Origin of the sequence: Paenibacillus sp. 2003, from assembly GCF_031455635.1 — a bacterium.
Classification (GTDB): Bacteria; Bacillota; Bacilli; order Paenibacillales; family Paenibacillaceae; genus Paenibacillus; species Paenibacillus amylolyticus_B.
This window is the reverse complement of the sequence record NZ_JAVDTB010000003.1, coordinates 25,462-40,692: the sequence shown is the minus strand read 5'-3', so window position 1 is coordinate 40,692 and position 15,231 is coordinate 25,462. Positions and strand designations below refer to the sequence as shown.

At 47.3% G+C, this 15,231-nt stretch carries 9 protein-coding genes; 3 read left to right on the top strand and 6 right to left on the bottom strand.

From position 1 onward, the window contains the following. Positions 1 to 21: 21 nt before the first annotated feature. On the bottom strand, positions 22 to 2,154 hold the full coding sequence (gene nasC / locus J2X75_RS15750; RefSeq protein ID WP_310337724.1) for an assimilatory nitrate reductase catalytic subunit NasC: 2,133 nt from the start codon (positions 2,152 to 2,154) through the stop codon (positions 22 to 24). Positions 2,155 to 2,193: 39 nt separating this feature from the next. Beyond that, positions 2,194 to 4,362 (bottom strand): nitrite reductase large subunit NirB, encoded by a 2,169-nt coding sequence (gene nirB / locus J2X75_RS15745; protein ID WP_310337722.1) that lies wholly within the window; start codon positions 4,360 to 4,362, stop codon positions 2,194 to 2,196. A gap of 424 nt (positions 4,363 to 4,786) precedes the next feature. Here nirB and J2X75_RS15740 point away from each other — a divergent pair, with 424 nt between their 5' ends. Then, positions 4,787 to 6,016, top strand: coding sequence for a nitrate/nitrite transporter (locus J2X75_RS15740; protein ID WP_133386829.1), 1,230 nt, complete (start codon positions 4,787 to 4,789; stop codon positions 6,014 to 6,016). Positions 6,017 to 6,143: 127 nt separating this feature from the next. On the opposite strand, the gene fabF is transcribed toward J2X75_RS15740, so the two are convergent. Further along, complete coding sequence (gene fabF / locus J2X75_RS15735; RefSeq protein WP_310337720.1) at positions 6,144 to 7,376, bottom strand: beta-ketoacyl-ACP synthase II; 1,233 nt, start codon at positions 7,374 to 7,376, stop codon at positions 6,144 to 6,146. Positions 7,377 to 7,514: 138 nt separating this feature from the next. On the opposite strand from fabF, the gene J2X75_RS15730 reads away from it, so the two are divergent. Both J2X75_RS15730 and J2X75_RS15725 read left to right on the top strand, forming a co-directional pair. Further along, entirely contained in the window at positions 7,515 to 8,378 is an 864-nt protein-coding gene (locus J2X75_RS15730; protein ID WP_091015984.1) for a helix-turn-helix transcriptional regulator, read from the top strand. A gap of 134 nt (positions 8,379 to 8,512) precedes the next feature. Next, a complete protein-coding gene (locus J2X75_RS15725; RefSeq protein WP_307539723.1) occupies positions 8,513 to 9,187 on the top strand; it encodes a response regulator transcription factor in 675 nt (224 codons plus the stop codon). 21 nt (positions 9,188 to 9,208) lie between these two features. Here J2X75_RS15725 and J2X75_RS15720 read toward each other — a convergent pair whose 3' ends face one another. From J2X75_RS15720 to J2X75_RS15710, 3 genes are all read right to left on the bottom strand, one after another. Then, positions 9,209 to 12,436, bottom strand: a complete 3,228-nt coding sequence (locus J2X75_RS15720) for a hybrid sensor histidine kinase/response regulator (protein ID WP_310337717.1) — start codon at positions 12,434 to 12,436, stop codon at positions 9,209 to 9,211. Positions 12,437 to 12,630: 194 nt separating this feature from the next. Then, the gene (locus J2X75_RS15715; RefSeq protein ID WP_036672654.1) at positions 12,631 to 12,936 is read right to left on the bottom strand and encodes a PAS domain-containing protein; all 306 of its coding nucleotides are present in this window, start codon (positions 12,934 to 12,936) and stop codon (positions 12,631 to 12,633) included. 71 nt (positions 12,937 to 13,007) lie between these two features. Continuing rightward, positions 13,008 to 14,966 carry a methyl-accepting chemotaxis protein gene (locus tag J2X75_RS15710; RefSeq protein ID WP_310338482.1) on the bottom strand — a complete coding sequence of 653 codons (1,959 nt, stop codon included), beginning with the start codon at positions 14,964 to 14,966 and terminating at the stop codon, positions 13,008 to 13,010. Between the last annotated feature and the right edge of the window lie 265 nt (positions 14,967 to 15,231).

Genomic DNA, 15,231 nt, shown 5'->3' with positions numbered 1-15,231 from the left:
AAAAACTGAAACCTGCATGAATCATCTGACCAATCGCAACGGTCGAATGGTTACAGCTGCTGTCTTGAACCCAGGCATCCGGCAGAACGGATCTAGCTCTGGTCTGGTGGCCCGATTCACATTCTGAATGCCGCCCCAATGCATCGGCACGAACAAGGTATCCTGCCGAATCGAATCTTTGATGCGCGAACGAACCGTGAAGCTTCCGTACGTCGATTGAATCTCTACCCACTCTCCATCGTGAATACGATAACGGGCAGCGGTAGCCGGGTGAAGTTCAACAAAGTTCTCCAATTCACGAGCTGCCAGTGCCGGACTTCGATGTGTCTGCACCCCTGTAAGATAATGAGGTAACACACGCCCATTGGTGAGAATTAAGGGGAACTCCGAAGATATATCATTCCAGCCCGGGCTGGATTCAAATGTGAATGCCGCTTTGCCGTCCGGGTGAGCGAATCGTTCACCGAACAGCAGTCCTTCTCCCTGATCCTCCAGGGCAGAACACGGCCAGTATACCCCTTTCTCTTTACGCAAACGCTCATAGGTAATGCCATAGTAATCAGCCACCCCGCCACGACTCGCCACCCGAAGCTCATTAAAGATATCCTCAGCAGTGTCATATTCAAAATAAGAAGCTTTACCCAATTGCGCGGCAATCCGGCATAATATATACCAATCATCGAGCGTTTCTCCCGGCGCAGGCCGCCCCTGTTCACGGAGCAGAACACGCCCCTCCAGATTGGTCAGCGTACCTTCATTCTCCATATAAGATGTAACCGGGAGAACCAGATCAGCCATGCGTGCTGTCTCCGACAGGAACATATCTGCCACGATCAGAAAGTCCAGCTTGCGCAGACCTTCTTCCACCAAACGCACATTGGGGTTGGAGACGACCGGGTTGGAGCCCATTACAAGCAACGCCCGAATCTCCTGATCATGGACCTTCTCCATCATCTCGTAGGCCGAGACCCCTTTACCAGGCAGACTTGCAGGGTCCACACCCCAGACGGATGCCACATAGGCACGATCGGCTTCATTTTCAATGGATCGATAGCCTGGCAGTTGGTCAGCCTTCTGCCCATGCTCCCGTCCGCCTTGCCCGTTCCCCTGACCTGTGATGGCACCATATCCGCATCCTTCTCGGCCAATTTTGCCAGTCGCGAGCACCAAGTTCAGAAAGTGCCTGACGGCCATATGCCCATCCGTCTGCTGCTCCACACCACGTGCTGTCATGATCATGCCTGTCTCTGCCTCACCGTATGCCATCGCCGCCTGACGAATCAACGCCAGATCAACCCCGCATGCTTGTGCCGCCTGTTCGAGTTGCAGATCAGCCAACCCTTGTATCAATTGCTCGTAACCATGCGTTCGTTCATCTATAAAATGAGGCTTCACCAATCCGGCATCCATAATCACCTTCAACATGCTATCTGCCAGCAGAGCATCCATGCCAGGCTTCACCTGCAAATGAAGGTCGGCAATGGCAGCGGTTGCCGTCTTGCGTGGATCAATAACGATAATGAAGGCCCCGTTCTCCTTCGCCTTATTGAAGTAGGGCAACAGGGTTGGTTGGCATTCTGCAATATTGGTACCTGCGAGTACTATGCAACCTGCCTTGGGAATATCGGACAGACGGAACGTCAATCCACGATCCATCCCGAACACTTTACTTCCAGCTGAAGCCGCAGCTGACATGCAGAACCGTCCATTATAGTCGATGTATTTCGTCCCCAATGCAACTCTGGCGAACTTACCGAGCAGATAGGCTGTTTCATTTGTCAAAGATCCGCCTCCGTAGACTCCGACCGTATCTGCTCCGTATGAATCTTTCAAGTCCTGAAACCGCTCTGCGATGGTCTGAATGGCTTCCTCCCAAGAACAGGGTTCAAGCTCGCCATTGCGACGAATCAGCGGATGCATTAATCGTTGACCACTGAGCGCATGTTGATGAGCATTCATACCCTTCACACACAACCTGCCCTGAGAGGCTTCATTCGGAACGCCTTGGACCGTATATTCCGCTCGGCTCTGGCCTGCAACAGGTGCAACCAACTCTTCAACTGTCATCTTGCATTGCACACTGCAATATGGACACTGTGTTTCTTTTACATACAGCTTGGATGCCGCCATTTCCGAAGTTATCGATAATTCCATTTTCCCATCCCTGCCTTTCAGCTGTAATACTGATCCATTTCAGACGGTGCCCTGCACCGCGGGAGATTCAAGAAATTGCTTCATCGGGGATGCTGAAGCCACATCCCGCTCATGATGATGAATCGCAACAAGTTCCTTCTGTAGTTGGTCATCCAGCAGCGTTTCCCGAATCGACATGAATCCCAATCGTTCCGTCCATGCCCATAACGGCTCATCATACCAAGCGGTTTGGCGATACCATTGAAGGCAGGCTGATGCGAGTGTGGCCGCTTGCACCTCTGTTTCAGCCACCCCGAGCAAGCCACCTTGTTTGACCGGATGCTCTGCATGACCGCCTGCATAGATCTCCCACCCAGCTGGTGAAGCCAGCAAGCCGATATCTTGCACCAGTGCGCTCACCAACGAACCGTGCCCTGGTGCGACGCCCATATTCACCGGCGACGGCATCACAGCGCCGATCCAACTCGCACGAAGCTGTGCAGCCAACCCCCTAGCATCTCTTGCATAGGATGAAAGCGGGATCTGATCATCCCAGCGTACCTGAACCTCTGAGTGCCCTTCGATCTCTCGTGCAACTATCGTTCCACCGGATAACTGCAAGTAATAGTGGATCACTGGACGACATACCGCGCAGCCACGCTCCGACCCCCATCCCAGTTGTTTCAAGATAGAGGTTAGGTCTGTCTCCTGATCAACAAAGTCATCCAGCATTTCCTTCAGTTCTGCATGCCCAAGCGCCGTACAACTGCACACAGGCATTGGAGCAGGTTTATCTGGTGTGGCTTCCACTCCAGTACCCCCGTTATTTTTCAGGTTATGCGTATGTTTCAACAGTGCAGCCACCATCGGGCGACAGCCACCGCATGAACCAGAAGCCTTCGTCTGTTCCTTCACCTGATCTGCCGTCTCGAGGCCCTGTTCCTGAATCGCCTTCATAATGGCAGCCTTGGTCACATTGTTGCAGGCACATACGGTCTCCTGAGCTGGTAATGCCGCAGCAGCCATCTCAGCCGGGTCCGGGGCCCCTTCACGCGGAGCCAATTCCGCTACATCCGCACCTCGTTGCACCAGTCCAAGCAAAGCCGTTCCTTCCGCTGTATCTCCAAATAAAATGGCACCACGCACTTTGCCAGCCTGCATCAGCACTTTTTTATATGTGCCTTGAATGCCATCCAGATGTTGAATTGCAGTCTGCATGCCTTCCCCACTGATCTCGCCGGCCGAGAAAACATCAACCCCTGATACCTTCAACTGTGAGTAGGGAATAGATCCTTTGTATTCAGGCGTTTCCTGTCCACAGAGCGTATGTGCGAGCACCTTCCCCTGTTCGTATAAAGGAGCCACCAGACCATAACTGATTCCCCGATGTTCGGCACATTCCCCAACTGCATATATATCCGGTACACTGGTGCGCATATAGTCATCTACCATGATTGCCCGATTCGTAGCGATTCCACTTCGTCTGGCGAGATCCACATTTGGCCGAATTCCTACAGCGACAATGACAACCTGAGCTTCAAGCTTGGAACCATCTGTGAACAGCAGTCCCTGCGCCTGCGATCGTCCGGTAATTTTCTGCGTATTTTTGGACAAAAGAAAGGACATACCCTGGTCTTCAAGCTCCTGTTGAAGCATCGCGGCAGCCTTCTCATCCAACTGTCGGTTCATAATGTAATGTGCGTTATGGACCACCACAGCTTCCATTCCCAGATACAGCAACCCGCGCGCAGCCTCCAGCCCAAGCAATCCGCCACCAATGACTGCGGCCTTGCGATATGTTTTGGAATAATCAGACATGCGCGTACAATCATCAATCGTTCGGAAGGAGATGACCCTCTCTTTATCAATCCCCGGAATCGGTGGGATAAAAGGTGAAGACCCTGTCGCCAGAATCAGGACATCATAGGTTTCTTTTAATCCGGATTCAGTCTCTATATATTTTCCACGGGTATCAATGCGGTGCACCGTTTCACCTGCGCATAGCCGGATTTGATGCTCGGCATACCAGCTCCAATCATTGATAATGATATCCTGTAACGAATGCTCACCCTGCAATACTTTCGATAACATGATCCGATTGTAGTTGGGACGGGGTTCATTACCGTAGATTACAATCTCATACGTATCAGGCTCCAGTGCGATAATCTCTTCGACACACTTCATTCCAGCCATGCCATTCCCGATAATCACCAGTTTGCTTCTACTCATGGGCTGCCCCCTATCTATCTCACCTGAAAATAAACAGAAAAATCCCTTCTCCATGATTCGGAAAAGGGCACCGTTGCCTCCGGAATCCACACGCCTTTGTGTAGATTCATATTAGATTCAGATTAAGGGAATCTGAATCTAATGTCAACTAAATTAACATAAAAATGCGAATAACGATTAAAAAACGAATTATCTAAAATCACATGTAATTTTTGTTGACATATACATTTTCTCTTGATTATAATTTGAATCAAAATCACAGTGCTGTGATCAACTCAGATGCGGGAACACAATGACGTGTACCGCCTGTCGGCAACGGGGCCGCAAATCGTTCATATCTGGACGAATTGCGGCCTTTTTCTGCCTTAACAAGCACATAGACAAATCACGAAGATCTCAATTGGATGAGGAGCGATGATGGATGATGGAGAGCAAAAGTTTTTGGAAAAGCGGGCATAAGCCCACCCTTTTCGGGGCGTTTATGTATTTTGACATCAGTTTTATGATATGGGGAATGCTGGGTCCACTCGCAGTTGTCATTGCATTGGATTATCCGATGACTCCGCTGGAAAAGGCCAATCTGGTCGCATTGCCTATTCTCGGCGGCTCCATCCTGCGCCTTGTGCTTGGGTTCATGTCTGATTATATTGGTCCGAAACTGACCGCACAGATCGGGATGCTCGTCACCTTAGTTCCTTTATTACTCGGCTGGTTATGGGTCGACTCTTTAAGCCAACTGTACGTGGTGGCACTCTTGCTCGGTGTCGCAGGCGCCTCCTTTGCCGCTGCGCTACCTCTGGCAGGCCAATGGTATGGCAAAGAGCATCAGGGTCTGGCGATGGGTATTGCCGGGGCGGGTAACAGCGGAACCGTACTCGCAACGTTGTTTGCCAATCGCTTGGCTACGCATTTTGGCAGCTGGGAAGTTGTGTTCGGACTTGCTATTATACCGATCGCTATTGTATTCATCCTCTTTTCTATCTTTGCCAAAAATAGCCCTAACCGGCCTGAACCCAAGAAATTGTCTCAATACGGAAGTCTGCTTAAACAAAAAGATGCTTGGGTATTCTGTGCCTTCTATTGTGTGACCTTTGGCGGCTTCGTTGGATTATGTAACTATCTCACCATCTTCTTCAACACCCAGTATGGGCTCTCTCCTGTTCGTGCCGCTGACATTACCACCTTCTGTGTAATCGCAGGCAGTTTCTTCCGACCTGTTGGGGGGTACTTGGCGGACAAAATTGGCGGAACCCGCATGCTAACTTTCCTGTACACAGGAGCCTGTATCATGTTGATCGGTGTATCCTTCATGCCACCACTTCCTGTTGTGGTAGTCATGTTGTTCCTCGGTATGATGTGTCTGGGAGCCGGAAATGGTTCGGTGTTCCAACTGGTTCCCCAACGCTTCGGTAATGAGATTGGCCTGATGACAGGTATTGTAGGTGCCGCTGGCGGATTGGGCGGGTATGCACTGCCGCTGATTCTCGGCCAACTGTACAGTAGCTATCAATCCTACACGCCAGGTTTTGTCATTCTTAGCCTGATTGCAGCAGCTTCCCTGTTCCTTGTTCTCTTCATGCAATCCCGCTGGCGTGTAAGCTGGCTGAGCCGAGGTAACAAAGGCATGGCCGATTCGACATCCCTCTCTTCCTGAGGCGTACAACCACTCGGCCGTTAACCAAGGTACAGTGTTTACGAGTGATCCATAAGTAACCAAAGAAACAGCGTTGCCCCATCAGGCAGCGCTGTTCCTTTGGTTACGGCTGTCTTTCTACTTAAGATTAATATTTTTGAAGAACAATAACCGCATTATGACCGCCGAAGCCAAAGGAATTAGACATCCCAATCCGCAACTCCGCTTTTCTTGCCTCGTTTGGTACATAATCCAGATCACATTCAGGGTCCCTCTCTTCCTGATTGATGGTTGGAGGAATGATGCCATGCCGCAGACTTTGAATAAGTGAGATCGCCTCCGCACCACCTGCTGCACCAAGCATATGTCCCGTCATGGACTTATTCGCTGTGACCGGAATATCATAGGCACCTGTCCCGAAAAGTTGCTTAATCGCTCTTGTCTCAGACAGATCACCTGCCTCCGTACTGGTGGCATGAGCGTTAATCACATCAATGTCCTCAGGTCCAATCTGAGCCTCTTTCAGTGATGCTTTCATCGCCAGATATGCACCCCGTCCTTCCGGGTGGGTAGCTACCATATGATACGCATCTGAACTGGCACCATATCCAATCACTTCGGCAAGAATATTTGCCCCTCTCCCCAGTGCATGAGACAGTGATTCCACAACCAGAATTCCAGCACCCTCCGCCATGACAAAACCGTCTCTCCCTGCGTCAAATGGACGACTTGCTGTTTGAAAAGTTTCATTTCTTGTTGATAATGCTGTCGCATTACCAAAGCTTGCCAGCGACACCTCGGTTACAGCCGCTTCTGTCCCGCCAGCAATAATGACATCGGCTCCGCCATGACCAATTAACCGAAAAGCCTCTCCAATGGCTGTATTTCCAATGGAACAAGCTGTTACTGGCGATAATGTCGGTCCCCAGCAACCAAACCTCATACTGACCATAGCTGCCGCCATATTGGATATCATCATAGGTACCAGTGTTGGGCTGACTCGCGCAGGTCCCCGATCTGACAGGACCTTGCCTTGTTCCATCAATGTCTGGATTCCTCCTATGCCTGAACCAATATATACACCTACCCGTTCACGGTCCAGTTCATCCATCACAAGACCCGATTGCGATACAGCCTGATCCGCAGCAGCAACAGCAAATTGAACGAATCGATCCATGCGCCTTGCTTCCTTGCGTCCAAAACGCTCTTCACCATCAAAATCACGGACCACACCAGCGATTCTGGTTTTGTACGAAGCTGTATCAAAATGTTCTATAGGTGATACACCTGATCTCCCCTCAATTAATCCATTCCAGAATGTATGTACATCATTTCCCAAAGGAGAGATGACTCCCATACCTGTAATCACGACTCTTTCCATATCCATCCTCCTTCAGCGCTGTTGTCTACCTTACTCTTACGCTCTGCCACTAATAGTGCACTTTTGAATATCCTATTACAAGTTGTCAATTATAATAGTATAATGACTACCATGATAACGAGGATTGAAGGTGATGGATTGAACTACGATATCAGGTTACAGGCATTGTCCACTTTTCTGAAAACACAGCGTTCCAAAATTTCTCCCGAATCGGTCGGTTTACCCACTGGAAGTCGGAGAAGAACGCCTGGGCTGAGGAGAGAAGAGGTTTCCCAACTGGCAGGAGTGAGTACAACATGGTATACCTGGCTTGAACAAGGTCGGGATATTCAGGTATCCCATTCCGTGTTGGATAACATTGCTTCAGCACTGAGGCTTACTGCAGATGAACGAAAGTATCTGTTTTCGCTCGCCATGGAGCATCACTCGGAGCTGCCCACACTGGAAGAAGAACCAGTTCAACTTCACCCTTCCTTGCAGAAAATTCTGCAAGAACTTCATCACTGTCCTACCGTGATCTCGGATCGGCGTTGTTACATAGTCGGCTGGAATGATGCAGCCCGGCATGTTTTTATGGATTTTGAACAGATTGCCCCCGAACAGCGGAATATGATCAGTCTGTTATTTGATCGAAAGGAGTTTCGCAGGCTCGCGGTGAACTGGGAGGATTTTGTGAGCGGATTTCTGGCGATTTTTCGTGCTTACTATGGCCAGTACGTTGATGATGAATGGTATAATTTATTTCTGGATGACATGATGAACAGACATCCCGATTTTCATACCCTTTGGAAACAAAGCAGCGTCAGCAGTGCCCCGGACGTTTTAATCGAATTCAGGCATTCCAAAGCAGGCAAAATGTTGTTTGATCTGACTTCGTTGCAGGTTCAGGGTAGTTCCGATCTGCGTTGCAGTGTCTACACCCCTGCGCCAGAGAGCGCTACCGAGCGCAAACTGATGCGCCTGATCGAGCGTGAAGCTGATCCACATCTTGGCAAGCATTAAATCGGAGTCTCTCACCTTCTTGGAGTCATGTTAGAGTCTTGACATCCTCATGTTGCATGTTTTAAATATCAGGTATATGAAGTAATTCATGGATCTTAGTCCTTCTACAAGAAGGGGGTTCAGAAAGGAATATCATGACGAAAGTGCTTATCATAGAGGACGACAACATGTTAGGCGATACATTATCCTTGTATTTGCAAGGTGAAGGGTATGATGTTATACGTGTCGATAACGCAAGAGATGGTCTTCTACAGCTTCAAGCGCGGCCTGATATCCTGCTTCTTGACTTGATGCTCCCTGATTCGGGTAATAAGAATCCTTGTTCTCTCATGCGCCAACATACGGCAATCCCCATCATTGTCATCTCTTCGTTAACTGAGGTTTCTGAACGGATTCGATCATTAACAGATGGGGCTGATGACTATGTATGTAAGCCTTTCAGCATGCAGGAGCTGAAGGCACGTATTGAGGCCGTTTTGCGCCGCTACTCCATATTGAACAGCTCTGTTGTCACTGAACAGGAAACCGGAATATCTCTCGATCTGGCCCGAAGAACTGTTCTGTTGAATAACCAGCGCGTGGAGATGACATTTTCCGAATTTGAGATCATGAAGCTGTTTATCCTCAATCCTGGCAAAGTCTACAGTCGGTATGCCCTGATTGAAGCCATTCGTGGTATTGATGCCTACATTAATGATCGCACCATCGATGTGCACATTACCAAGCTTCGCAAAAAAATTGAGGACAATCCAAAAAACCCCCAATACATTCAAACCATCTGGGGGGTAGGATATAAGTTCACACCTTAAAACAACACAGCTTCATTCCGATCACCATGGCAGGGACTCGGTAATTTTATCAATTTCCTGTTGTACTTTCTCCAATACCGAACGCAGTTCCTCATCTTTGAATAACGGACGGGACAGGAGCGATTCCAATTGGAGAACCGCACACATCAGGTCCACCGCATGCAGATTCGCAGCTACGCCTCGAAGAGAATGAACACTACGAATTACATCAGCAATCTGCTTTTGCTGAAGCTGAATCGCCAGTTTTTGCTGAAACGAGCCATACTCCATTCTGAATTTCGTGAGCGCATATTGCAGAATATGTGGCTTGCCGTCCATCTGTCTGATCGCCTTATCTGCATCAATTCCATTGATCTCCCTTATGCCTTTTAGATCAATCCATATTTCCAAAATGTCCGCGAGCTGTTGTTCATGTATGGGTTTAGTCAGTATGGCATTCATGCCTGCTTCAAGATATAATTCATGGTCGCTTTTTAAACTATTCGCTGTAAGCGCAATAATGGGTGTACGATCATATTTCCTTATCTTGCGAATGTATCGCGCTGCATCAATTCCATTCATATCTGGCATATAGAGATCCATCAGAATCAGTTCCCATGTTTGTTCATTCAATTTCTTCAAAACCTCTGTGCCACTATCTGCCAGCGTCACCTTGAATCCGGTATGTTCCAGCATGGCCCGAATGACCAGTTGATTGATTTCATGATCTTCAGCAATCAGAATGTGCCCTTTGGATTTAAGCAAATAAGATTCATCGTATTCTATCAACCGCTTTTTCTCCAATGGCCCTTCACCCTGAAGTGCAAGTAAGACTTCGAATAATCCCAGACGTGTAATCGGTTTGATCATCATGAGATTCGGGCGAAAGGATCTCTCCTCACTCCACAGGGCATTTTCACTAAAAGCATGGGTATAACCCACCATTTGAAATTTGGTTCGATTCATTCGCTTCATGAAACTGTCCCATGACGATCCGTTGACGGTCTCCTCTACATCCATATCCAACATGATCAACATCGAACTTGTCCCTTCGGCTTCAGGAGTATACCAATCACTCTCCATCATATGGTTCAAGGAAGTATACAGCGTCGGATTCATCCCGAATGAATAGAGCAGCTGCTTCAGATTTGCGCCCATCCGTTCATCATCTTCAATGATAACCACATCATTCGCACCATATAGGAGAGGGTGTGTCTGCAGGGAAAAACTCTCTTCTTCTTCCGAATCTGCAAGTTCAAATATCAAGTCGAATGAAAACAGACTGTACTCTCCCAGCACACTATCCACCCGCAAGCTTCCTCCCAAAGAGGTGACCAGAAGGTAACAGATGACCAGCCCAAGACCAGAGCCACCATATGTTCGATACGTCGAGGGTTCCGCTTGAGTAAACGGGACAAAGAGTCGTTCCAATTGTTCGGGTGACATTCCGATTCCCGTGTCCTCTACCTCAAAACGGACATGAACTCGCTCCGCCTCCAATGAAAGAACCTCTGCCTGCAGCGTTACATATCCATGCTCCGTAAATTTAATCGCATTACTGAGCAGATTCAATAACACCTGTTCAAGTCGGAACGGATCACCAATTACCGTTAATGGCAGATCGGGATCGGTTGTAAAGATCACTTCGATAGCTTTGTGCCCAATAGCCACACCAATCTGATCTGCCACACGTTTGATCACTTCCTCTGGTGAAAAAGAGACCTTCTCCAACATCAGCTTGCCTGCCTCTATTTTCGAAAAATCAAGAATATCATTTACGAGGGCAAGCAAGGTTTGGGAGGACGCATTGATTTTACTCAAATAATCCTTTTGTTGTGGAGATAGATCTGTTCGTTGAAGCAACAACGAAAAGTTGATAATGCCGCTCAGTGGGGTACGAATCTCGTGGCTCATGAATGCGAGAAACTCACTCTTCGCCTGGCTTGCTTTGTCGGCCTTAACACGTCTATAGTGATCCGAAATGTCATGAATGACTGCCTTAATTTTCTCACTCGAGTTTAATACTTTAACAGGGTATAGGTGAACCCGAACATGCTGCTCAAGACCTTTTCCAATAATGAAACTCAGTTCCGTATCCTGTGCTATATTGTGATGTAAGGCTTTTTGGAAAACGAATAACCAGTTCTCCAGCTGCTCAATGAACAACAATTCTTCAAGCTGACGCCCAATCACTTCCTGCCTGCCGAGACCGAGCACATCCAGAAATTTCTGATTAACCGACACAATACATCTGTTGTTATCCAAACCGACAAACAAGTCTGCTGACACTCGCTCAAGTGTTCGATATCGCTCTTCACTTTCTTGAATCCTTCGTTTAACTGCTCTGTGTTCCGTGATATCGAGTCCATATCCCACGACATATTTCACCACACCCTCTTCTCGCAGAGGGCGAACTTTCACCAGCGAATAGTAACCTTCATGCTCAATCTCGTAAAAAAAAGATTCCCCTTCCCATGCCCGGTTAAACTGCTTTCGCAGAAACTCTACCTTTTCCTGAGGTAAAATATCCAATGTGCCCAGTTTGTAATCTTGCTTCAGACTACTCATATCCAAGCCCAGTTGGGAGAGCATCTCTCCCTCAAGCACAAGATACTCGAATTTTCCGTTCTGTTTTCGGATTTTAAAAGTAAAACCCGGCTGCATACGAAGCATCTCCAGCATTTCCTGATCCCTCTGAATGACCAATCTCCTATATCGATGATTTTGGTTCAGATAATACAAGAATAATATAACGGACAGCAGGCAGATACATTGAAAAAAGAGAATCTGCCCCATCATTAACAGAGAAGGAGAATAGGTCTTTAGTACAGAAAGTTCATACACAGTAATCAGCAGCAACGCTCCGTATAACCACTTCTGCATAAATCCCCTGATATACTTAAAGATCAGACATATGGCTACAACAAATAACAACTCTGTCAACGCATACTGCCAGTTCTCCAACAAGGGATTACGCCCCATATTAATCCGAAAAATCCACATGAATGCAAAAGTAATGAAAGCAGATCCACTCCCACCAAAATAAGCAGCAAGCAGATACACACTGGCCCGGAAATTCAACAATGTACCATCCTCAAGCACAATAGAGAAATAATAGAGCGCCGTGCCCAACATGCTCAGCGTAATACCAATAATGATCCGAGTCGTGATGGATGTTGAACGGGTAGCATTTGTATGGTTCAGATAGTGATGAATTAGGAAAACAAAGATCAAAATTAGCGTGAAATTTAATACAAGATCGCGTAGCAAATGGTCACCGTCCACATTACGACTTCAGGATTTCATGCATTCAATGAATGTTGTCAGATTCATGGTCGCAGTTCCCCAGTACACAAATCATAGTATGCCGGACTCCCTTATTCAATTGACGATATTGACCATTTTTTTGAAAATAATTACTACTTTCAGCTAACATACCCTTATCACCAAACAACGGTTTTTTTTCATGAAAATTCATCATTAAATATGCTGATATAAAAAAGAGAATCATCCAAATGAACCGATGTAATCGTAACTTGGGCTTCCCACACTTCCTGATCGGCCTTCATCAGTTTGGCTACGCCGGACCAGGTCTGATTTCCTCTCCAGTGGGTATCCATTAGCAATCGGGCAGGCTGACCTATGGTGCTCTCCCGTGAGAATCCTGTTTTGGTTACATAAACGGAATTCACATCCAGAATCACACCCTCCTCATCTGTAATCATGACCGCATCCGTTAGCAGTAAGAAGGCTTTGAGTTCCAGTTGCATGGTTGTCCACTCCCTCTAATGAAACATGATGTGATGCTGTCCCTGTGTGTTACTCTCTTCTACGATCCCGTTTAATACTTAAACTGTCTAATCAGGCGCTGCAGCTCTTCAGCCAGGGTAGACAAGCCACGAGCCGATGAAGAAATCTGCTCCATCGCTGCCAGTTGCTCCTCTGAGGAAGCGGCCACTTCTTCGGAAGTTGCGGCGTTGCCTGACGCAATGCCTGCCAACTCATTGGATACAGCAGATACTTCCTGTACACCTGCTGTGATCTCTTGCGACGTGGCAGCAATCTCTTCAATCTGAGGTGTCGTTTCCCGCATGCTATCCAGAATACGTTCAAACTTCCGAATCGCTTCTGTAGAGATGTCCATGCCCTCTCCAACCTCTGAAGTCACCTTCTCCATCATGCGAACGGAAGCAGCCATATCTTCCTGTACCGCCGTAGTCAGCACGGTGATTTCATTGACGGACTGCCCGGATTGCTCTGCCAACTTGCGAACCTCTGCTGCTACAACAGCGAATCCATTGCCATGTGTACCTGCACGAGCAGCTTCAATGGATGCGTTCAGCGCGAGCAGGTTTGTCTGTTTGGCTATATTTCCGATTAACTCCGTGATGGCTGAAATTTGGTGTGATCGTTCATATAACGCCTGAATCAATTGGTTTGTCTGTTCTACCGTCTCTTGAATCGATTGCATCTGACTCACCGTCTGTTTGACGGTGTTGCCGCCTTCTTCTGCTTGTACGGTTGTATGTTTCGCCAAATCAGCGACGTGTATGGAACGTTCGGCGATTCTTGTAATACCAATCGTAATTTCATTCATGGCCTGATGGTTATGTTCAATACCCTGGGTCTGTTTCTCCGCACCACTCGCAATTTCCTGAATGGCTCGCGCTACCTGCTCACTGGCTGCACTGGTTGATTCCGCACTCTGAGTCATTTCATCCGATGAGATGACTACCTGACTGGCGCTGTTCTCCACATTTTGAATCAACACACGCAGATTGCTCTGCATTTTGCCAAAAGCCTCACTCAGTTCACCTATTTCATCATTACTTGTGCTTGTAATGGTCTGGGTTAGATCCCCTTCGCTCACCTGAATCGCCTGAACCTTCAACTGACGAATCGGTTTAACAATTGATCGCATCACCAGCCAGATGATCAAAATCCCGATGACAAGAAAAGAAACGATGACCATAATCGTTCGATTCAGAATAGGCGCAGCAGCATCCTCTACTTCAGAAGAAAACATGGTGCCTGCGACCTTCCATCCCGTGGATGCATTCGTGGCGTAATACATGACCTTATCAATCTGATCAAAGGTATAGTTGAAGTTACCGGATTCATTCGTATACACTTGAGTCCAAAAATCTTCTGTTGCATCTGTTCCAGGTTGCATCGTCGGGTGATAGATATACTTTTCGCTGGCATCCAGCAGAATCAGATGTCCCTTTTCTCCTACTTTAATTCCGCTAACCAATTGACTAATGTCCGCCAGATTGAGATCCAATTGGACCACACCAGATTGGTCTTCCAGTGCCTTGGCAATCGTAATGGTGATCTCTTTTGTCTCGGCAGAAATATAAGGGTCTGTAACAATGACCTGCTCTGGATTTCCCATTGCTTCGGTATACCATGGTCTTACTCGGGGATCGTAATCCTTGGGCATCTCTGCATCAGAGGACATCAGATACACACCGGCTTCTGTGCCCACACCTATGGTGATGATGTCTTTGTTCTGTGCAGCGTACCCCTTCAATTCGTTCACAACCCGAACCTCTGCATCATCTTGACGTAATTGCTCTGCAAGTGTATTCGCATAATATTCAATGTGATTCCGCTTGGTATTGACTGAAAGATTTATCGTTGCACTGGCAAGGTTCACATTTTCCATCGCACTATGTAAAATTTGCTTCTCCACTTCATCTTTTGCACTGTTATACGATAAAACTCCAATACTTAACGAAGGAATGGCCAGGAAAGCAATAAAGGACACCACCAGCTTGGTCTTAAAGTTCTTATGCATCTTGTTGAACCAGGTCGATTTGCTATTTTTTTGGGACAAATTTCTCTACCTCTTCCAGATTAATTTTAGTTTTACTTGATCTACTTATAAGTTGAATTAGTGATTATTTACACTTGCCACTCCGATGACAGAACAACCTGCCAATCGCTGAATGATTCATACAACTTATTTAGCTCTTGTAAAGCTCTCATAGATTGTAAACCATCTTTTCAAAAAACTAGGTCTCACTTCTTGTGAAAAACACTCTTTACACTAAAAAACTCGA

Coding starts and splice junctions, on each gene's coding strand:
- nirB (WP_310337722.1), bottom strand. CDS start 4,362: ATGAGTAGAAGCAAACTGGTGATTATCGGGAATGGCATGGCTGGAATG.
- J2X75_RS15715 (WP_036672654.1), bottom strand. CDS start 12,936: ATGCAACTGGAACTCAAAGCCTTCTTACTGCTAACGGATGCGGTCATG.
- J2X75_RS15740 (WP_133386829.1), top strand. CDS start 4,787: ATGGAGAGCAAAAGTTTTTGGAAAAGCGGGCATAAGCCCACCCTTTTC.
- J2X75_RS15725 (WP_307539723.1), top strand. CDS start 8,513: ATGACGAAAGTGCTTATCATAGAGGACGACAACATGTTAGGCGATACA.
- nasC (WP_310337724.1), bottom strand. CDS start 2,154: ATGGAATTATCGATAACTTCGGAAATGGCGGCATCCAAGCTGTATGTA.
- fabF (WP_310337720.1), bottom strand. CDS start 7,376: ATGGAAAGAGTCGTGATTACAGGTATGGGAGTCATCTCTCCTTTGGGA.
- J2X75_RS15710 (WP_310338482.1), bottom strand. CDS start 14,966: ATGCATAAGAACTTTAAGACCAAGCTGGTGGTGTCCTTTATTGCTTTC.